Annotated in this window: 20 protein-coding genes and 1 tRNA gene; 18 read left to right on the forward strand and 3 right to left on the reverse strand. The window is 55.3% G+C overall.

Annotated elements, in window-relative coordinates:
- Positions 1–68 precede the first annotated feature (68 nt).
- From murJ to OSO_RS0127810, 6 genes are all read left to right on the forward strand, one after another.
- The gene (murJ, locus tag OSO_RS0127785; RefSeq protein ID WP_157605483.1) at positions 69–1,685 is read left to right on the forward strand and encodes a murein biosynthesis integral membrane protein MurJ; all 1,617 of its coding nucleotides are present in this window, start codon (positions 69–71) and stop codon (positions 1,683–1,685) included.
- Positions 1,686–1,870: 185 nt separating this feature from the next.
- Positions 1,871–3,349 (forward strand): signal recognition particle protein, encoded by a 1,479-nt coding sequence (gene ffh / locus OSO_RS0127790; RefSeq protein ID WP_010586269.1) that lies wholly within the window; start codon positions 1,871–1,873, stop codon positions 3,347–3,349.
- 114 nt (positions 3,350–3,463) lie between these two features.
- The gene (rpsP, locus tag OSO_RS0127795; RefSeq protein ID WP_010586270.1) at positions 3,464–3,826 is read left to right on the forward strand and encodes a 30S ribosomal protein S16; all 363 of its coding nucleotides are present in this window, start codon (positions 3,464–3,466) and stop codon (positions 3,824–3,826) included.
- A gap of 144 nt (positions 3,827–3,970) precedes the next feature.
- Positions 3,971–4,651, forward strand: coding sequence for a tRNA (guanosine(37)-N1)-methyltransferase TrmD (gene trmD / locus OSO_RS0127800; RefSeq protein ID WP_010586271.1), 681 nt, complete (start codon positions 3,971–3,973; stop codon positions 4,649–4,651).
- Positions 4,652–4,767: 116 nt separating this feature from the next.
- Positions 4,768–5,184: a 50S ribosomal protein L19 gene (gene rplS / locus OSO_RS0127805; RefSeq protein ID WP_010586272.1), complete on the forward strand. Its 417-nt coding sequence runs from the start codon at positions 4,768–4,770 to the stop codon at positions 5,182–5,184.
- 128 nt (positions 5,185–5,312) lie between these two features.
- Positions 5,313–5,738 carry a YraN family protein gene (locus OSO_RS0127810; RefSeq protein WP_010586273.1) on the forward strand — a complete coding sequence of 142 codons (426 nt, stop codon included), beginning with the start codon at positions 5,313–5,315 and terminating at the stop codon, positions 5,736–5,738.
- Positions 5,739–5,841: 103 nt separating this feature from the next.
- Here OSO_RS0127810 and OSO_RS0127815 read toward each other — a convergent pair whose 3' ends face one another.
- Complete coding sequence (locus OSO_RS0127815) at positions 5,842–7,647, reverse strand: ABC-F family ATP-binding cassette domain-containing protein (protein WP_029247559.1); 1,806 nt, start codon at positions 7,645–7,647, stop codon at positions 5,842–5,844.
- 282 nt (positions 7,648–7,929) lie between these two features.
- Here OSO_RS0127815 and def point away from each other — a divergent pair, with 282 nt between their 5' ends.
- Both def and fmt read left to right on the forward strand, forming a co-directional pair.
- Positions 7,930–8,529: a peptide deformylase gene (gene def / locus OSO_RS45430; RefSeq protein WP_010586275.1), complete on the forward strand. Its 600-nt coding sequence runs from the start codon at positions 7,930–7,932 to the stop codon at positions 8,527–8,529.
- A gap of 86 nt (positions 8,530–8,615) precedes the next feature.
- Positions 8,616–9,578: a methionyl-tRNA formyltransferase gene (gene fmt, locus OSO_RS0127825; protein ID WP_010586276.1), complete on the forward strand. Its 963-nt coding sequence runs from the start codon at positions 8,616–8,618 to the stop codon at positions 9,576–9,578.
- A 67-nt stretch (positions 9,579–9,645) separates the two neighbouring features.
- Here the strand turns inward: fmt and OSO_RS0127830 are convergent, their stop codons facing one another.
- Positions 9,646–10,293: an NAD(P)H-hydrate epimerase gene (locus tag OSO_RS0127830; RefSeq protein ID WP_157605484.1), complete on the reverse strand. Its 648-nt coding sequence runs from the start codon at positions 10,291–10,293 to the stop codon at positions 9,646–9,648.
- Positions 10,294–10,592: 299 nt separating this feature from the next.
- Between OSO_RS0127830 and OSO_RS0127840 the strand changes: the two genes are divergently transcribed.
- The 10 genes from OSO_RS0127840 to OSO_RS45435 all read left to right on the forward strand — a co-directional run bounded on the left by OSO_RS0127840 (position 10,593) and on the right by OSO_RS45435 (position 18,484).
- Positions 10,593–10,666, forward strand: a tRNA-Asp gene (locus OSO_RS0127840).
- A gap of 379 nt (positions 10,667–11,045) precedes the next feature.
- Complete coding sequence (locus tag OSO_RS0127850; RefSeq protein WP_010586280.1) at positions 11,046–11,297, forward strand: helix-turn-helix transcriptional regulator; 252 nt, start codon at positions 11,046–11,048, stop codon at positions 11,295–11,297.
- A 321-nt stretch (positions 11,298–11,618) separates the two neighbouring features.
- On the forward strand, positions 11,619–12,668 hold the full coding sequence (locus tag OSO_RS0127855) for a site-specific integrase (RefSeq protein WP_157605485.1): 1,050 nt from the start codon (positions 11,619–11,621) through the stop codon (positions 12,666–12,668).
- A gap of 162 nt (positions 12,669–12,830) precedes the next feature.
- Positions 12,831–12,995 (forward strand): hypothetical protein, encoded by a 165-nt coding sequence (locus OSO_RS51015; RefSeq protein ID WP_157605486.1) that lies wholly within the window; start codon positions 12,831–12,833, stop codon positions 12,993–12,995.
- Between the two features lie 179 nt (positions 12,996–13,174).
- Positions 13,175–13,393 (forward strand): carbon storage regulator, encoded by a 219-nt coding sequence (locus tag OSO_RS0127865; protein ID WP_010586282.1) that lies wholly within the window; start codon positions 13,175–13,177, stop codon positions 13,391–13,393.
- Positions 13,394–13,617: 224 nt separating this feature from the next.
- Positions 13,618–14,667 (forward strand): hypothetical protein, encoded by a 1,050-nt coding sequence (locus OSO_RS0127875; RefSeq protein ID WP_010586284.1) that lies wholly within the window; start codon positions 13,618–13,620, stop codon positions 14,665–14,667.
- 14 nt (positions 14,668–14,681) lie between these two features.
- Entirely contained in the window at positions 14,682–15,029 is a 348-nt protein-coding gene (locus tag OSO_RS0127880) for a hypothetical protein (RefSeq protein ID WP_010586285.1), read from the forward strand.
- A 65-nt stretch (positions 15,030–15,094) separates the two neighbouring features.
- Positions 15,095–15,994, forward strand: a complete 900-nt coding sequence (locus OSO_RS0127885; RefSeq protein ID WP_010586286.1) for a hypothetical protein — start codon at positions 15,095–15,097, stop codon at positions 15,992–15,994.
- A 68-nt stretch (positions 15,995–16,062) separates the two neighbouring features.
- Positions 16,063–16,401: a hypothetical protein gene (locus OSO_RS0127890; protein WP_157605487.1), complete on the forward strand. Its 339-nt coding sequence runs from the start codon at positions 16,063–16,065 to the stop codon at positions 16,399–16,401.
- 115 nt (positions 16,402–16,516) lie between these two features.
- Positions 16,517–18,484 (forward strand): DNA cytosine methyltransferase, encoded by a 1,968-nt coding sequence (locus tag OSO_RS45435; RefSeq protein ID WP_050986204.1) that lies wholly within the window; start codon positions 16,517–16,519, stop codon positions 18,482–18,484.
- Positions 18,485–18,680: 196 nt separating this feature from the next.
- Here the strand turns inward: OSO_RS45435 and OSO_RS0127905 are convergent, their stop codons facing one another.
- Positions 18,681–19,430, reverse strand: coding sequence for a hypothetical protein (locus OSO_RS0127905; RefSeq protein WP_157605488.1), 750 nt, complete (start codon positions 19,428–19,430; stop codon positions 18,681–18,683).
- Between the last annotated feature and the right edge of the window lie 140 nt (positions 19,431–19,570).

Raw genomic sequence — 19,570 nt, forward strand, 5'->3', positions numbered from 1 at the left:
ATCAACAGAACGGAATCGAACAGAACGGAATCGCGTTGAACGAATCGTTGCGGAATGTTTCGCGGAACGTGCGACTAGTCAGTCTGTGCACGATCGTCAGCCGAATTCTTGGGTTGCTTCGCGACCAGGCGATGGGTGCCATCTTTGGCGCTGGCCCCCTTCTGGACGCCTTTACGGTCGCCTTTCGACTGCCCAATCTCGCACGCGTGCTTCTCGGAGAAGGGGCTCTTACAACGGCATTTCTGCCCGTGTTTATGGAAGAACTGCACGAACGCGGCCGTGATTCGGCCGCAAGGCTCACCTGGGCCGTATTTTTCTGCCTGACAGGGGTCCTCTGCACCTTGATCTTGGTTGCAGAGGGAGTCTTGCTGACCATTACCCAGTGCTTCGACCTAGGCCCTGAATCGCGTCTTTTGTGCAACCTGACGGCGTACCTGCTTCCATATGTTCTGATGATTTGCCTCGCCGCGCAAGTCGGAGCCGTACTGAACGCACTCGGCCGCTTTCTGTGGCCCGCCCTCGTTCCTTCCATCCTGAACCTCGTCTGGTTGATCGCGATGTGGAAAGTCGTGCCTTTGTGGTCCGACGAAATCAGTCGGATCTATGCGACGGCGGCCTGCGTCGTCATCGGAGGAGGACTGCAGCTTCTCTTTCCACTCCCAATCCTATTTGCGAGCGGTTTCGGCTATCGTCGCGATTGGCGCGAGGCCTTGGGCAGCGTTCGCAGAATTGCCATGACGATGCTGCCAGTCATCCTGGGACTTTCGATCACCCAACTGAACGCGGTTCTCGACAGTTTTGTCGCGTGGGGGTTCACCCGCCCAGAAACGCACTCTGCCTCAAACTGGTTTTCCGATATCTCGTCTTACCCCTTACCCGAAGGCACCGCCACCGCCTTATATCTCGGCCAACGCCTCTATCAATTTCCGCTCGGTGTGTTTGGCGTGGCGTTGGGGACGGTACTTTTCCCGCTTTTGACCTCCCACGCCCAGCGCGGTGAAACCGACAAGCTCCGCGCGGACCTCTCGCTGGGAATTCGCCTGGTGCTCGCAATCGGCCTGCCTGCAAGTGCAGGACTCATGTTGATCGCTCATCCGCTCTCAACGGCATTTTTTGAATACGGCCGATTCGATGCCGAGGCGGCACATCAAACGGGAACGATGATCGCCGCCTACAGTTCAGGCGTCTGGGCCTATTGTGGCCTACTCATTCTACAACGCGGATTCTATGCCATCGGCGATCGATTGACCCCGATGTATCTCGGAATGGCCGCGATGCTGGGAAATTTGATTCTTGACCTGACGCTGATCTGGCCCTTCGGCGGCAAAGGGCTCGCATTTTCAACGGCGCTTATCGCGGCCGTGCAATGCGCGGCAACCGTCAGGCTCCTACAGCTCAAAATCGGCCCAATGCATTGGCAAGAGATTGGCAGAACTGGGGTCAAAACTCTATTTGCCACGGGCGTGATGAGCATTCTGTGCCTGATGATGTTTGCGGTTCTCGATGGAACCAACTTTGGATCAGGTCGGTTCGTTCGCCTTGGCCTTCCGTTGCTGGTGGGTGTGGTCGGCTTTCTGATCATGGCACGCCTGATTCGCCTCGACGAACCTTGGCAAATCCTCGCGGGAAGACACCCCAAAAACGCCGACAAATCAATACCGGATCCGGCCGCTACGGCGGATTGAATTCAATTTTTTGCCTCACGCAATCAGACTTTTAAGTGAATTCCTCGCATAAGTTGCGAAGAACAATAACTGCGATTATCATACCGGGCCCGTTCCGGCTCCTGGGCTGAATTGCCTGGATCGTCGTTTGCACGACGCCGTGTGCTTGCACACGCTCCGGATCTTCGTAACCCGAGACTGCGACAATGTTTGAAGGTATCACTGGCGGCCTGAAGTCTGCGCTTTCCCTATTGGGGCGCGGCGGTAAACTCACCGAAGCCAATATTCGGGATGGGTTGGCACAGGTCCGTAAAGCACTGCTCGAGGCCGATGTCCACTACGACGTCGCCACCACGTTCATCAAACGATGTACAGAGCAGGCCATCGGTGATGCGGTTCTCAAGTCGCTCCGGCCCGATCAGCAGATTGTCGGGATCGTTCATCAGCAGCTCGTCGACCTCATGGGGCCGACGGATCATTCGCTTCATCTTCGTAAAGATGGCCTCAGCAAGATCATGATGTGCGGGCTGCAGGGAAGTGGTAAAACCACCACCTGCGGCAAGCTTGCCAAGATGCTGAAGGAACAAAACAAGAAGCCAATGCTAGTTGCAGCGGACCTTCAGCGCCCCGCAGCGATCGAGCAACTCAAAGTGATCGGTGAACAGCTTGGCGTTCCCGTCTACAGTGAGCCTCCTGCTGGCACAACTCCGCTAAAAGTTTGCGGAAACGCCTTGGCCGCAGCCAAACAAGCGGGCGTCGACGTCATCATTTTCGACACGGCAGGACGTCTGCACGTTGATCCACAGCTCATGAACGAGCTGGAGCAGATCGACCGCAAAGTCCAACCAGATCAGATCTTACTCGTTTGCGACGCAATGACTGGCCAGGACGCCGTCAACAGCGCCAAAGCCTTCAATGACGCTTTGGAACTCGACGGAGTCATTCTGACGAAGCTGGACGGCGACACCCGCGGCGGTGCGGCAATCAGCGTCAAAGAAGTCACCGGAGTTCCAATCAAGTTTGTCGGGATGGGTGAACAACTCGACAAGCTGGAACCATTCCATCCGGACCGGATGGCCGGTCGTATCCTCGGCATGGGAGACATCGTCACCCTGTTCGAGAAAGCCGCCGAGCAGATGGACGAGGACGAGGTCGCTCGCCAACAGGCGAAGATGGCGGCCGGAAAGTTCACGCTCGAAGATTTCCGCGACCAGATGAAGATGATCCGCAAGATGGGATCGCTGAAGGATCTGATGAAGATGATCCCCGGCTTGGGCGGCCTTCTGGCTTCCAACCCCGACATCGACGCCGATGCCGACATGGGACGGATCGAAGCGGTGATCAGCTCGATGACGCCCTATGAGCGAACTCATCCCGATAAGATTGACCGCAGCCGCCGTCATCGTATTGCACGCGGAGCGGGCACTGAGCCCTCTGAAGTGAATCGTCTTCTCAAAGACTTTCAAAACATGGCTGGCATGGCCCAGAAGATGTCGGGCATGGGCGTCATGGACAAAATGCGAGCCGTCCGCGAACTCACCCAGGGCGGAATGGGCAATCCGGCCGGTGGATTCAAAATGGCCAAGGAACGCTCGAAACGCGGCCCATTGGACCAGAATTTGGCGGACGAAAAGCGAAAAAAGGCGCGCAAAGACGCCAAGAAGCAGAAGAAAAAGAACCGCTAACCCTGTTCGACGCGATCGCTTCTCAATCCATGCAAATGCAGCGAGAAACGATCCGATCGGCCAGGTCAGCGATCCCGATAATCGACGACTTCTAATCCGAAAAAGGAGCATTGAGTGGCAGTTCGAATTCGTATGAAGAAAATTGGACGGAAGCATCGACCGTTCTACCGAATTTGCGTGATGGATTCGCGCGTTCATCGTGAAGGTAAAGCCATCGAAGAGATTGGCTGGTATGACACGTCCGTCGCAGACAAGTCGAAACGCGTGAAGGTCAACCTCGAACGCGTCGAGTACTGGGTGTCCGTCGGCGCCAGCATGTCGGACCGCGTTGCCACGCTCGTCAAGAAGGTGAAGACCAACAGCTTCACGACGGCCGCCGCACCTGCACCAATGCTCGCTCCGAAGGTCAAGGAAGCTCCGGCTCCAGCCGCTGCCGACGGAGAAGCGGCCCCCGCTGAAGATGCAGCAGCCGAGTGACCAATGGTGACCTCAACCAAGGTTGCCAGCGGCAATGTTGGAGTGAGATGCCGGTCCTGATTCGTCAGGCCGGACGGTTGTAAGTCGTTCCGTGTTCGAAATCGTCAGGCTGTCGCCCTGCGAGTTGGTTTCGTTGGCGTCATCATGCGTTTCGATGTCTTAACCCTGTTCCCAGAACTGTTTCACAGCTACCTGCAGCAAAGCCTGCTCAAGCTCGCAATCGACAATCAGCGGGTCGACGTGCAGTTGTGGAATATCCGGGATTGGGCCACAGACAAGCACAAATCCGTCGACGACACACCGTATGGCGGTGGACCAGGCATGCTGATCGCCTGCCCCCCGGTTTACGACTGTGTGGAAGCAGTTCAAGCGGCGGTTGAAACACCCGGCCAGTTGGTGATGCTGACGCCGCAAGGACGAAAGCTTGACCAGTCGCTGGTACAGGAACTGGCAACATTTCCTCGGTTGTTGTTACTGTGCGGACGTTACGAAGGATTTGATGAGCGGATCAATCTAGGGCTGAAACCACTGGAAGTATCGGCAGGTGATTTCATCTGTAACGGTGGTGAAGTACCTGCGATGATGGTGATCGATACAGTCATTCGATTGGTACCTGGAGTATTGGGAGACGAGACGAGCAGCAAGTACGACTCGTTCGGTGAAAGCGGGCTGCTCGAATATCCACAATACACGCGACCACGCGAGTTTCGGGGAATGTCAGTTCCCGAGATTTTGCTGAGCGGCAATCACGGCGAAATCGCCAAGTGGCGGCATCAACAAAGTCTCGAACGGACTCAGCGGAAACGCGGCGACTTGATGCAATAAAACAGTCTGAAGTAAATCAGTCAGTGTGGGGCCAATCCCACCCGTCCGAGATCCTGTTTCGGGCGAACAAGATTTGACATAGCGAGACGACTCGCTTCGAAGAATTGGGATAGATCATGATTCGTCAATTAATTAAGCAGGTTGAAGACCAGTATCTGCGTAAAGAACCGCTGTCGTTTGAAATCGGCGACACCGTCGAAGTGCACCAGCGAATTCTGGAAGGCGACAAAGAGCGTATCCAGATTTTCAACGGTGTCGTGATTGCCCGTCGCGGTGGTGGCACACGTGAGAAATTCACGGTTCGCCGAATCGTGTCCGGTGAAGGTGTAGAACGTACCTTCCCATACAACTCACCCAAGATCGCCAAGATCGAAGTGAAACGACACGGTAAGGTCCGACGCGCGAAGTTGTTCTTCTTGCGTGACCGTATCGGTAAGGCTACCAAGCTGGTCGAACGCGTTGATCGCGCTGAAAAGGAAGCCGCTCGCGCCGCGAAGTCGGCCAAGAAGGCCAGTGCGGCCGCAGCAGAATAGTTCGCTGGCACTCGTGGATCACAAGGAACGGGCCATCGTGCCCGTTCCTTTCTGAGCTTCTGATGCCTGCCGATCGAACCACTGCCCCACAGGTTTGCTAAGAATCAGCCCGCCAAGGCGCCGCCACCATGTTTGGTTGGTTTACGACGCTGCTGAGCGCCGCGCGCGGTGCAAAAAAAGAATTGGGCAATCGCGGCGAAATCGAAGCCGCGAGATTTCTTGAGCATCTGGGTTACAAGATCCTGCATCGCCAATGGCGCGAGCGTTATGGCGAGATTGACCTGATCGCCATCGACCGCGATACAATCGTCTTCGCGGAAGTCAAAACACGCGCCTCAGCGGGCTTCGGGCATCCCACCGAGGCCATCACGACCGCGAAGCAAGGCCGAATGACGCGGTCTGCGCTCGCCTTTCTAAAACGAAAACGCTGGCTGAATCGGCGCGCACGGTTCGATGTGATCGCTGTCATCTGGCCCAGAGACGGCGATGCTCCTCAGATTCAACACTACATGAATGCATTCGAACCGACCGGGTTCGGTCAGATGTACTCATGAACGTCGCATCCGCGGAGCGAGAATCGCCAACGTCTCGATTCATGTTTTGCCACGATCTCATGTGGGAACATAGATCGTGGCAAAACTCATCAGCAAAACCCTGTCAAACCAGGTCCTCGCCGAGTTCCTCCTGCAACTGACACCAGCGGTCTTCGGCCGCGGCCAGTTCCGTCGCCAGCGATTCGACTTCGTTGTGAAGCCGCAATGATTCCTTCGCATCAGTCGACTGCATCAATTTTGCATTCGATTGCTTCTTCTGATCGTCCAGGCGAGCGATCGTCTTTTCGATCGTCGAAATCTCCTTGCGGATTTCCCGCTCATTCCGTCGCGCCGTCTTCACTGCGGCCACCGGTTTTGCGGTATCGGTCGGCTTGGATGCCTGCGGCGCTTTCGCTCGGCGCGCCACTTCTTCACGCTCACCGTCATCAATTTCCTTGTTGACGTAGTACAAGTACGCATCGTAGTTGCCGGCGTAGTTATTCACACGACCGTCGCGCACTTCAATGATGTTCGTCGCCACGCGTTTCATGAAATGGCGATCGTGGCTGGTGAAAATCACCGTTCCTTTGTACGCCACCAGCGACTCGGCCAACGCTTCAACCGTATCAACATCCAGATGGTTCCCGGGTTCGTCGAGGATCAAAATGTTGTATGGGCTCAGCAGCAACCCGGCCATACACAACCGTGCTCTCTCACCCCCAGACAAGACCGAGATCTTCTTTTGAACATGGTCGTCCCGGAACAATAGCGCCCCCGCGACACTCAAGATTTCCTGCGCTTTCGTTCCCTTCGCCGCATTCGACTCGAGATACTCAAGCACCGTCTGCTTATCCGACAAACTGGTGTAAACATGCTGGGCATAGACACCGTACTGGCAGCCATATCCCCACCGCACTTCGCCGGTGACGGGCTTCAATGAATCGACGATCGTCCGCAAGAAGGTTGTCTTCCCCTGGCCGTTGTCTCCCACGATCGCGGCCCGTGAACCGTGTTCGATTTCGAGATCGATGCCACTCGCAATGGTCCGTTCGGGATACCCGATGCTCAGATTCATCGCTCGCAGAGCAGGCCCCTGTCGGGGTTCGACCTGCGGAGCACGAATACGAGCCGTCGGATCGTCAACCTCGATCTCTGCCACTTCCAGCCGTTCGAGTTGCTTGCTCTTGGAACGCGCTTGTGTGGCGGTACTGGCGCGGGCTTTGTTCTTGGCGATAAACGTTTCCAGGTGCTTTCGCTTGGCCAAAACCGCCGAATTCGCGCGTTCGGTCATCTCGCGCTGTTCACGCTGATACTCCAGGAATGCGTCGATCTTTCCTGGAAACATCGTCAGTTTGCCACGCGACAGATCCAACGTGTGGGTACACGTTGCGCCCAGAAAGCCCCGATCGTGTGACACAATCAAGCAGCCTTCGCGATAGCTCCGCAGAAAGTGCTCCAGCAGAATCTGGGTTCGCAAGTCGAGGAAGTTTGTTGGTTCGTCCAGCAACAGCAGATTCGGTTCGTGCAAGAGCAGGGCGGCCAGCTTCACGCGTGTCTGCCATCCCCCCGAAAGCTTGGCAATCGGACCATCCAGGTAATCGCCTTTCAGCTCAAACTGACCAGCAACTTCCCCGCACTTCCAATCGGGCTGCCCGCTGTCGCGCATGAGAAACTCTTGCGCCGTTTCGCCCGGCAAGAAAGGGTCATGCTGTCGCAGATAGCCGATTCGCAACTTGGGATGCCGGAAGACTTCGCCCGTGTCGAGCTCTTCCTCGCCCAGCAAAATGCGAAGCAAGGTACTCTTTCCCGCTCCGTTGCGACCAACAAATCCCACTTTCACATCTTCCGAGAGCGTCGCTTCGGCGTTGTCGAGCAACACCTGATCGCCATAGCTTTTCGTAGCATTCTTAATTTGCAACAACACGGCCATCAGAAACAGGTCCTCGCGGCGACGAAACGGAAAAACACAATCAGGGCGAATCTTAGCGAAATCCTGCGAAACAAAAGAGAGAACCTCGAAATCCGTGCCAAGAAGTGGCTTCACGGCACGGCATTCACATCGGGATTCGCTAGCCAGCATCACCGAACCGGATTCGCGATAGACCCAAGCAAGGTTCGTCGCAACCCTCCGAGGTGGCTCGACCATGCTTCGCCATCGCCCTATAATCATTCGACAAACTCTTTATTCTTGAAATATCTGGCCCGAAACCCCATGGAAGTCCTGCCCTACTGTCATCCGGCTTTGCGCTGGAAATCGAAGCCAATCCTCGAGATCAACGATGACTTGAGGCGCATCGTGGCTGAAATGTTCAGTCTGATGTACACGGCGAAAGGAATCGGACTGGCCGCAAACCAGGTTGGATTGCCATATCGCCTGTTCGTCCTGAATCTAACAGCCGACCCCGAGGAAAAAGACGAAGAAATTGTCTTCATCAATCCGGAAATCCTGAAGCGCAAGGGAACGACGGAAGGTGAAGAAGGCTGCCTGAGCTTCCCGGGTATGTATGGGCCCGTAAAACGTGCCGCAAAAGTCGTCATCGAAGCGTTTGACTTGAACGGCGAATGCATCGAATACTCTCTCGATGATCTGGCCGCACGGGCTGTGCAACATGAGACCGATCACCTGGATGGCATCCTCTTCACTGACCGGATGACCGAGACGGCGCGGCGGGAACTGGAACCGGTCATCGGTGATTTCGAAACACAGTTTCGCCGCTGGCAGTCAGAAGGTCGATTCCCTTCCGACGAACTGATCAAACGCGAACTCCTGAAGCTCGAACCCAAACCGCCTTCCGAGAATTCAAAGTCCTGAAGCAGATTGCGATTTCGCCAGGCAGGATTTCATCACGCAATTGAATCCCCTCGTTGACCGCTCTCGATGAGCAAAGGACGTCCATCGTGGCGCTGCGTCTGTTGTTTCTGGGAACGGGCCCCTTGGCGCTGCCTGCGTTTCAAGCGTTGTGCGATTCGCACGAACACGAAGTCGTGGGACTGGTCACCCAACCCGATCGCACTGGCCGAGGCCACCATCAACATCTAAATCCACTCAAGGAGCTTGCCAACGCGCGTGGATTAAGCGTATTGCAGCCCGTTTCCATTAAGACTCCAGAAAGCGTCCAAGCACTTCAGCAAACTCAGGCTGACTTGTTTGTGGTTGCGGCCTACGGACAAATCCTCTCAAACGCGGTTCTTGCCGTTCCTCGCCTGGGCACAATCAACATTCATGCTTCGTTGCTGCCAAAGTATCGCGGGGCAACACCCATTCACGCGGCGGTGCTCAATGGTGACCAAGATGCGGGCGTGACGATCATCGAGATCGTGCAAAAGCTGGATGCAGGTCCCATGCTGGGCAAGGCCATCATCCCGGTCAAATCCAATGAAACAACCGGCGAACTTGAACAACGTCTAGCGGAACTGGCGATTCCATTGACGCAACGTGTGATCAATGAAATTGAGACCGGGACAGTCGAACGAGTCTCCCAAGACGAATCTCTGGCCACACATGTCCGAAAACTGTCCAAATCAGACGGACTGATCCCCTGGACAAAGTCTGCGATCGAGGTTGAGCGACATGTTCGCGGCATGCAACCGTGGCCCGGACCGTTCAGCCACCTGCATCAGCCGGGAAAGCCTCCGCTGCGCCTGCAGATTCTGGCCGTTCTCCCACAAGGCGACGCCGAGACATATTCTACAAATTCACCACCAGGAACTGTCATCGCCGTCACGCCAGAGACACTGACTATTCGCTGCGGTGAAAACGCCGTTCAACTCCTGACATTGCAACCTGACGGCAAACGTCCCATGCCGGCCGCAGATTTTCTGCGAGGCCGCAAAGTGTCAGTTGGCGACACTTTAGGTTAAGACTGAGGCAAGACTCTCGCACTGCCCCTGACGACGATCTCCGTCGGCCAAATGGCAGCGAAGAAATTCACTCGTAAGAGATTCGTTCCACCAAAAAGCGAGGCACTCCGATATCGAGCACGTGGATGGATCCGGTCCAATCCGAAGCCCGTTCGGCATCAAATCCTCGCTTTCGCGCGACAAATGTCGCGGTATGCTCCGCCCGAACACAACAGCCGAGCGGCTGTCCGGTGTCACAGTCGAGTCCCGACGGCAAGTCGACTGCCAGCACCCTGCGACGGGCTTCGTTGATCGCGTTGATCGCGGAAACGAATGGTTCGCGCACGGCTCCTTGCGTTCCTGTTCCCAGCAACGAGTCGACAATCCATTCTGCCGATGCTAATTCCGCCTGCCAGCCAAAGGGGGGAACGACGATGGGTGTCCCGGCACGCTGAATGATCTGGAAATTCGTAGCCGCGTCGCCCGAGAGCGTTTCCGGGGGCACACACATCAGTACGCGCACATCAACCCCCGAATTCTCCAAATGCCGGGAAATTACGAATCCATCACCTCCGTTGTTTCCCTTCCCGCAGCAGACAACAACGCGGCCTGTAATTCCCAGCGAAATCAGAAGTTCGGCACAATTCCGACCGGCATTTTCCATCAGGACGAGCCCGAGCATGCCAAATTCTTTCATAGCGCGCTCATCAACGGCACGCACCTGTTTCCGTGTCATGGAACCGATTTTCTCACCGGGATTCTTCATTACAGAGGTTCTTTCAGAGTAGAAGTCGCCCCGACGACCGGGCTCCACTTTCGCCAAGATCGCAATTGCGCGATCATCAGGATGATTTCAAACGTCAATTCGGCCATTTTTGCGCTACAAATGGCACAATTGGAAGTTGCCAGCGGTAATGAAATTCCCAGCGTCAGTGTTCGACGAAACATGGCCCGACAAACTTGACGACACGGAGTCGCATGTTAGAATCCGTCCACACCGCCGCACTCAGTGCCGGTGTCGAAAATGATAAGTGAGGGGTCGTAGCTCAATTGGTTAGAGTACCGGACTGTCGATCCGGTGGTTGCGGGTTCGAGCCCCGTCGACCTCGCTTCACATATGCCTAGGGACTTTTATTGGGTCCGCTACCGGATACCCAATCCGGTAGCGGACCTTTCCCTTTTGGACGTCGAGTCATGACACCGCCGCCCATTCCGAAACAAGCTCCGAAGCTCACGTGGAAGGTGATTGAGTTCAGACTCAAGTGGACGATCGCTGGTCTGTTCGTGCTCGCGCTCTTGTGGCTTGGGACGAAGATCATGCGACCGACTCCTAGTGGTGATTGGTACCAAGAACAAGACCGCATCAAACATCGCGGCAGGTAGACGAAAACTTTCGAACTTGGCCTGCTGGGTTCGAGCCTCAGAAAAAGACTACGCGATTCGCGTTGAGTTATTGACGCGAGGTTCTATATTGAAGGAATGGATAACATGATCATCGAAGACCGCGTCAGAAAGAATCTTCGGCGGTTGGAAGCGATGGGATACAAGCAGCATGAGCTCGCAAACCTCGCGGGAATCAGCCGTGTTTCGATCAACACGATCATGAACAAAGATGCTGAACCGAAGATCCAAACGTGCGAGCGACTCGCCGTTTCGTTGGGCCTAGACCCAATGGCAATTTTCTTCAGCGAAGAGCAGTTCGAAGCCGAACTAGAAAAAATCGCTGTCATGTCGACTTGACAACTGTAAAGTCGACCTTACACTGCTGCCGTCACACATTGACGGCGGTTGCTCCATGACGCCCGACCTGTGAGACAGGCCGGGCGTTTTTCGTTTCTGCAGGCCCGCTAGATCGAAAGCGCCCGGCCTCATTTCGGCAGTGAATCGTAATGTCCGTTTTGTCCGACACAGTCGCTTTGTCTGTCACGCAATCGACCTTAAGTCTAGGCATCGCGTCTTTTCATGCTGAGCGAGAGACGACTGAATATTACGAAACAGTAACGAAGGAACGAGCGATCACCGAGGGTGGTCGAAGTGGATGAAAGCCCGGAGGCTAACACGATGCGAGTCCCCTCGCGCGGAAAACAGATACCGGGAGTGCATACAAGAATGCTGAGCGATTTGACTCTTGAACAGATCTGGAATTCACGGGTCGTTCCCGACATGGAACCGGTAGCGGAAAACACGATGCTGGAATACCGGTCGACGATCAATCTGTGGAACGATCTGACTGACAACCCGCCCGTCGGAACGATTGGACGGCAAACGATTCGTGATTTTCGCGACAAGTTGATGTCCACGCCGTTTAGACGTGGGAAGAAAAAGAAGGCCGGAAAGCGTTCACATTCCACCGTCAATCGAATCATGCGTGATTTGCACGTGATCATGTCGCCGTGCTGGCCCGCCGATCGAATGAATCTCGGTGGTCTCGGCGCGATGCCGTTTTTCCAGTGGCCGAAATCCCTGACTGTGCAGAAGAAACTGCCATTCGTTTTTAGTCCGCACGATCTGAGTAAGTTGTACCTGAAGGTCGACGCGTGCCGTCAGCCTTCAAAGTTCGCTCGAACCACGCCCATGAATGAGCCCCGACTGTGGCGGCTGGCGCTCGCGTTAGCGCTCAACTCGGCGCCGCGAACGTGGGACATGTTTGCATTGCCGAAGTCGGCCGTGCGGCTGAAAGAAGACGACGAGAACTTTCAATACGGCTCGCTTGTATTCGTTGCCAAGAAAACTGGAAAGCTTCACCGGATCCCGCTCAACGAATGCGCGGCTCGGCATCTTGACGACATCCTGCGACGTCCCGTGCGGGGAACGTCCGCGTCCGAACTGTTGTTCCCCGGGTTCAACAAAGGAGCGGCGTTCTACTCAACATGGCGGCGGATCACTGCAGCGGCTGGCGTGTCCGGCACGTTCGAGAGTATGAGAAAAACCTCCGTCACGCGCCATAACACGGTCGTGTGGCAGGCTGGCTATTGGTTGTCGGGGCATTTGGAACCGGGTGTGTTCGGCCATTACGACAACCCGTCAGAGAGAATTTTCGAAGCGGTCTACGGACTGCCGCAACCGCAAGCATTTCGCGAGGGCATGTTGAACCTCGCTGCCATGGTGTGATCAATGAATCCCTTCCGCTCGACTCGTTGTCGTGCGGACGTCCGGTCGGTTTATAGGACTTCCGACCGGACTTTTGAATCACTTCCCGACGGCTTGTTGTCGTTGGGACGCGGCCGGGCTCTTAAGCACGGCCCGGCCGCGTCTGCAATAAAGGATGCCACGATGTTTCACGGGATGACGGAGCAGTTGCTCGTACGGATCGAAGTGCTGAACGAAATCGTGATTGGCTTGGCGATGCTAATTATTAGCGTGATCGTCATGTCCGGTTTGCATTCGTGTTCGTTGCGTGAGATCCCCGAAAACCGTGGCGATTCGATCGATCAGTGAGCGTGCAGCTTGTCCAGTCACGTGATTGGACAGACGAGGCTCGGGCGTGAGACACCCGGGCCTCGTTCCCCTCATTCCGACGACTTGTTGTCGCCGGGCGGATCGGACGTGGTTTCCCAGCGAACCGAAGAGGCGTCCGATCCGTTTGTTTTCACTCTGATCATTCAAGGAAGGATGTCATGCTTGTTCTCTCACGGAAGACTAGCGAAGCGATCATCGTGAACGAACTCGTTGTCGTTCGCGTGGTACGTATCGGCCCCGGTTCGGTGCGATTGGGAATTTCCGCCCCCGCCGACTGGCACATTCGTCGCGAAGAATTACCCGCGATGGAAAAGGAAATTGAAATCCCGTTCGACGGTACAGACCCCGACGCGTTCTCGGCACTGGCGGGGGTTTGATCATGGTCCGAGGCTTTCTTCACACTTTGATCTGTTCGGTGTTTGGATACCGCTGCACTGAGTGCGGACGCCTTTTCTTGTTTTTGCGGCGATTCCGTACGGACAACGTCAACCGCGAATGGAACGACGAGCACGATATCGAAATCGGTCTGAGTTTCTGTTCGAAAGACTGCGCCGACCGCTGGATTCCATTCTGACACATACTTCCAAGTGGAACGGATTCCATGACTCAATCAAAAGACCAACACGCGCAAAGTCTCGACTTCGGTGCGTCTTATCCGACTCGCGATCCGTTTTTCGCGAATGACTTTGTGCGGGATATCGAACGGGAAGCGCTGGCGGTCGAACTCGGACCGGCCGCGTGTTGGCTGCTCACCGTCATTGTGTTGACGGAAGACAAGGCCAGATATCGACGCGCCCCGTGGTTTCGTCAATCGGTTCTGATCGAGCGTGTTGGTTTGCAGAAAGATGCCCTGAGAGACACCGTAAGAAAGTGTGTTGAGAAGGGGTGGCTCCACTGGGAACAGAAGAACAACTTTTCGCCAATCTATGCGTGGGTAACGTATCCCTCATGGTTCGAACACAAGCAAACTTGGACGGAAAAACCGCTCAAGAGCCGCTCAAGTACCTCTCAAGAGCCGTCCAAATCCCGCTCAAAGGCCGCTGAAGAACCGCCCGAAAGCCGTTCAGTCGACGCTCAAGAGCCGCTCTCTACTATCCCTATCCCTGTTCCCATTCCTGAACCCAAATCAAAACCCTCCCCCACCCCCAAAGATGACTGGCAGGCGGTGGGGGAGGCGATGTTGGAAATCGGCATTGGAGAAACCTCTGAGCCTCTACGGAGTCTCAAGGACAACCAAGTCGACCCCGGTCTCGTGCTGGGCGTACTGCGGTACGCCAGCGAGTCCAAGCTCTGGAAGGCTGGAAAGATTCGGCGACGGCTGATCAATCTGCGGCCAGGGCAATCCCCCGACGATCGACGTTTCTGGATGCAACCCGATCACGGTCCGGTTCATCCAGCGACGTCGACGTCGAAATCTTCCGACGATTCGCGGACGCGCGATCGTCGGTTACGTCAACTCGAACTCGAATTCGGTCCAGAACTCAACGAGTTGACGACTGCCGCGATGATCGATCGGTATCGCTTTCCAGACCACGTTCGCGATCGGCTACGCGCTTATCCGACATGGAAACATACGGACCGAGCGCCAGAGGTTCGCCGCATTGTATTGGAGTTTTTACATACGGTTCGAAGCAATGAATCGACAAGTTGAAAGGAGTGTTTTTCATGTCCGTACGACTGATTGGTTTGAATCTCGAAAGTTTGCATGCCCTTGGCGATGGCGAACTTGGTGTGTTGATTCGAAACCAGTTGCAACGCATCTCACAGGACTGCGTGAATCGACCGCATGACACGACGAAGCGGAAAGTCATTCTCGAAATCTCGGCGGCTCCCATCGTGAATTCTCACGGCGAATTCACGCACGCGAACATCGAAGTCGAGTGCAAGGCGAAGATCCCCGTTTTCCGGACGACGCCTTATCAAATGAAAGCCGACATGAACGGCTTCAAGTTCAATCAGGACTTTCCGGACTCGATCGACCAGCAATCGCTGCTTGATGACCACGACGAATAGTCGCTGAGGTTAAACGACGTTGTTTCACCTCCAATTGTCCAAATGGTTTCGAAAGGATTTTTGAATTGCAAACTTCAGAATTACACATCCCCTCCCGTACATTCGAGCAAATCAAGGACCTCGTCGAGTCCTCACGAGAGGCAAAAGGTTCGATCGATGTTGTCAATATCCCCGGCGATCCTGACAAACGGTTGTTCATCGTGAAGCCGGATTCGACGTATGAAGTATTTGAGCCAGGGAGAACACCACGGAGTTCCCAGTTGCTGTCGGTCGATCAAATTCCGGTGTTCGTGCAGCATGCGATCGGAAAATGGGAGGCGGATCCGGTTGTGTACTACAACGCGAAAAACGTGATCGTGCGATTGGTTGAAGACAATTTGCGATTCACGTTGGGCGGGACTGCACTCGTGAATTTGTCCGAGTCGCCGCAGTTGAAAATTGTGAAAAAGTACGCGGAGTCACCTGATTCGGCGTGGTTGCCACATAAAGCATTCGTGTCGTTGCTGCGTATCAATCTCTCCGATTGCATTGATGACAAGACACTGGATTCGCTGGTGAAAGCTCTGACACGCTTGCAGTTCGACAGCGGTACCCGCGTCGCTTCGCAGGTCGCCAGAAACCGTGAATCGCTGGGACGCGACGTCATCGCCGAAGTGAAGTCGTTAGACGACATCCAGATTCCCGAAGAAGTCGTCTTGCGAATGCGACTCTTTACCGACCCCGCTTTGCAAGGTCGACAAGCCATCGTTTGCAAGCTGGAAACGGACCCGACGAACGGACGACTCGCGCTGTTGCCCATGGCGAACCAGATCGAAGACGCACTGGACCGCGAGATGTCGAATCTCGGTGATTTGCTGCGAACGTCGCTCAACTCTCGCACGATCGCTTTGCCGGATCCAACCGGCGAAGGGCTTGCGCCTGTCGAATTGCCGAAAGTCGTTCCAGTGTTCTACGGAACTCCGTGACGGCGTCCCATATCAATCGCTTCGGAATCGTTTCGGGCGTGTTCATTGTCTGCTCATTTGGAGAAATCATGTTTGTTGTTTCTGCGAACTACCGTGACCGATCGAGTCCTTATCGTTGGTTGATCCGCAAATCCGACGAGCCAGCCGAGAATGCGAAGGCATACAAACGCGTGGAGTTGGAAGAAGTCACGTTCGAGCGATCAAATCAAAACGAGGAAGGCTACGGTTGTCGCACTGTGGCATTTGCTGACAAGGCAATTGGGTTCGAACCTGAAGAGGTCGCAGAAAACCGGGCTGTCAATCTTCGGTTTGATGGTGAGGAGTTCCGTGATGAGTCGAACCTTGTCGTGAAGTCTTGCACAACATTGAAACTCGGCAAATTCGGGGACATGGTCGCCGTCGTGTGACCCAAATGGAATCCACAGAAAGATCCCCGAGCGTATTGGGTGCGCTCGTTCTTGATAGCCAGGGTAACGCAGGATGCGACGCCCTGGCCTTTGTGAAAGCTCGACAGGGTCATCGATGCGAAAGCTACATGTCAATCACCTACATTCCAAACGATGGATGATCGTTGACAACTTTGCTGGGGGCGGCGGGGCCTCGACCGGCATTGAAATGGCGGTCAATCGATCCCCCGACGTCGCGATCAATCACGACCCCGAAGCATTGGCCATGCACGCGGCAAATCATCCATTCACGAGACACTACGCGACAGACGTGTTCGAAGTGGATCCGCAGGTTGTCGTACGCGGCAAGCCGGTCGGATTAGCTTGGTTTTCCCCTGATTGCACACACCATTCGAAAGCGCGTGGCGGCAAACCGATCCGCGAAGCGGGTAAGAAATCTCGCGGCCTCGCGTGGGTTGTCGTCAACTGGGCAAAAGCCACCAGACCGCGCGTGATCATGCTGGAAAACGTCGAAGAGTTTGCTCAATGGGGCCCGCTGGTGAAAACGCCGCGGGGTGACGTTCCTTGCCCGGCGCGTCGTGGCAAGACGTTTAAGAAATGGGTGCGTTCGCTCGAGCGGCTTGGATACCGCGTCGAATGGCGTGAACTGCGGGCTTGTGACTTCGGATCACCAACCATTCGAAAGCGACTGTTCGTCGTCGCCCGTTGTGATGGTCAACAGATCGTTTGGCCAAACCCGACGCATGGTAAACCCGGCACGCCCGATGTCGTCTCTGGAAAACTGCTGCCGTGGCGAACCGCTGCGGAAATCATTGATTGGGATTTGTCGTGCCCGTCGATTTTCATGTCGTCCGAGGTTGGCAAAGCGATCGGAGTGAAACGCCCCCTTGCAGAAAACACGCTGAAACGCATCGCGGCCGGCTTGAAGCGATATGTGATCGACAACCCTCGACCGTTCATCGTGTGTTGCAATCATGGCGGTGACTGGTTTCGCGGCCGTGGCCTCGACCATCCCATGTCGACTGTCACCGGCAGCAAAGGCGATGCGTTGGTCGCCCCGTTTGTCGCTTCACCAGCACACAGCACGACGACCGGTCGCGGTCCAAACGTGTGGAACGCGGACACGCCTTTAAGGACGGTCACCGGTTCAAACGACAAATGTGTGGTTGCGCCGTACTTGACCGCGTATCACGGCCAGAAAGTTGACGGCAGTACTTCCCGTTCGATCGAGATGAGCGAACCGCTCAGAACACCCGACACGCAAAACCGATTTGGGTTCGTCGCTCCCGTCATGACTTATGCGCAGCAAGGCGGCTTGAACCGCTCCGCGTCCGAGCCGTTGCATACGCTCACGGCCAGCCGAAAAGATCAAAACGCGGTCATCGCCCCGGTTCTCTCCCGTGAATTCGGTAAATCCGTCGGTTGTTCGGTGACAAGTCCCGTTCCGACGGTCATGCCAGCCGGGCAGGGCAAAACCTCAGTCGTTCAGGCGTTTTTGGCCCAACACAATACGGGCGTCATCGGTCACCGAGCCGACACGCCATTGTCGACGATCACGGGGCGGGGCACGCAACAACAAATCGTCGAAGCGGCGTTCCTCAGTCATTCCTACACGAGCAACACGCGCGGCGGAGAAGGGCGACCGGAAACACCGCTCAAGACGGTTGTCGCTGGTGGGCAGCATCATGCTTGCGTCAAAGCGTTCTTGCTGAAGTATTACTCGGAAGGCGGGCAGCATCAGGCCTGTCACCAACCAGTGCATACCATTCCGACCGTCGACCGTTTGGGCGTGGTGAAGGTGGACGAAGTCGAGTACGAAATCGTTGATATCGGGATGCGAATGCTAACCGCCCGCGAGTTGTTTCGAGCTCAAGGGTTTCCCGATTCCTACAAGATCGACGTTCCGGCGGCGAACCGTCGCGGAACTGTGCGACCTTTGCCGAAGGATGCTCAAGTCCGCATGTGCGGCAACAGCGTCTGCCCCCAAGTTGCCGCCGCTTTGGTGAGCGCGAATTGTGCATGGCTTGTGGAAACCGGTGTTTCCGTCAAGAAAACACGGCAACTTGAATTTGCGGGGGTGTAACTATGTCAGAACGATTCACTTGGCGGGATGAAGCGAGTCCGATCATCGCTGAAGTGATTGCCCGCGTCGGATTGAGCGACATGAAGGCCTTCCGTCGGACGCTACGTGATGCGTACCCGTGGGGTGAACTCGCACTAAATGAACAAACCCCGACATTAATCCGGGGTTGCTCTGTGTCAGTTCTTCGGCAGGGAAGTTAATCGTCAATCCCGGCTTTGCGCTTAGCTCGATTCAGAATGCCCGTAATCCAATATTCAAGATCACGAAAACTGTCTTTGCTGAGAGTTTCAGGCAACTGAAGCGTGGCAGATCCTTCATCGAGAGGATAATTCGCAGTCACGAATCCTGGTTTGTCGCTGATTTCTGGTAGTGATGGCTTAAGAAATGGATTGTTTGGGGGAGATGGACGCCCTCCGGGTGAAGACAATGGCGGAATTTCACCGCTCTGGGGAGGATTCGAAAGCGTCAATTCACTCACAGGAACACCAGATTTGCCGTCTTCGAAAAAAGCCCATTCGCCGCTTTCATCGAACCCAACAACCTTCTTCGGTGGATTAAATTGGTCTGTGCCATTGGACGTCCACTGCACGACATCGCCGACTTTGATTTCATGCTCAACGCCGGAATTTCCACCCTCAATAGTATCCCCTGCTTCGAGCTGCGCAAAGGCCACTGTCGAGATGAATCGGTCAACAGCGTTATCGACAAAGTCTTCATTGAAATTACGATCGAATATCAAATGATGGCGAAGAACATCAGTGCTCGGAAGCCCATTACCGTGATATCGGCTCCACAGGCTCGCAAATAGTGGGGGCGAAGTCGCCGCTATCTTCAGAAGTTCAGGACGATCGGCAGCGTTCAGGACAATACGCCGTCCAGAATCTGAGACAGCAATTTGGCGGCTGTCCCCGTTTCCCTCAACACTGATTAGCCCATACGACTTCACTGCCGCTACGGCCTGATTACCAGCGGTTCCACCGCGTGTGTACCCCCACCGTTCGTGTGCAACCAAGATTGGCACTTTGTGCGTCTTGTCCGCATCGTAGAGCACCTTCGTAAGTTGGACGGCTTTTCCCAAGTCAAATA

It is taken from the genome of Schlesneria paludicola DSM 18645 (genome assembly GCF_000255655.1).
Taxonomy (GTDB): Bacteria; Planctomycetota; Planctomycetia; order Planctomycetales; family Planctomycetaceae; genus Schlesneria; species Schlesneria paludicola.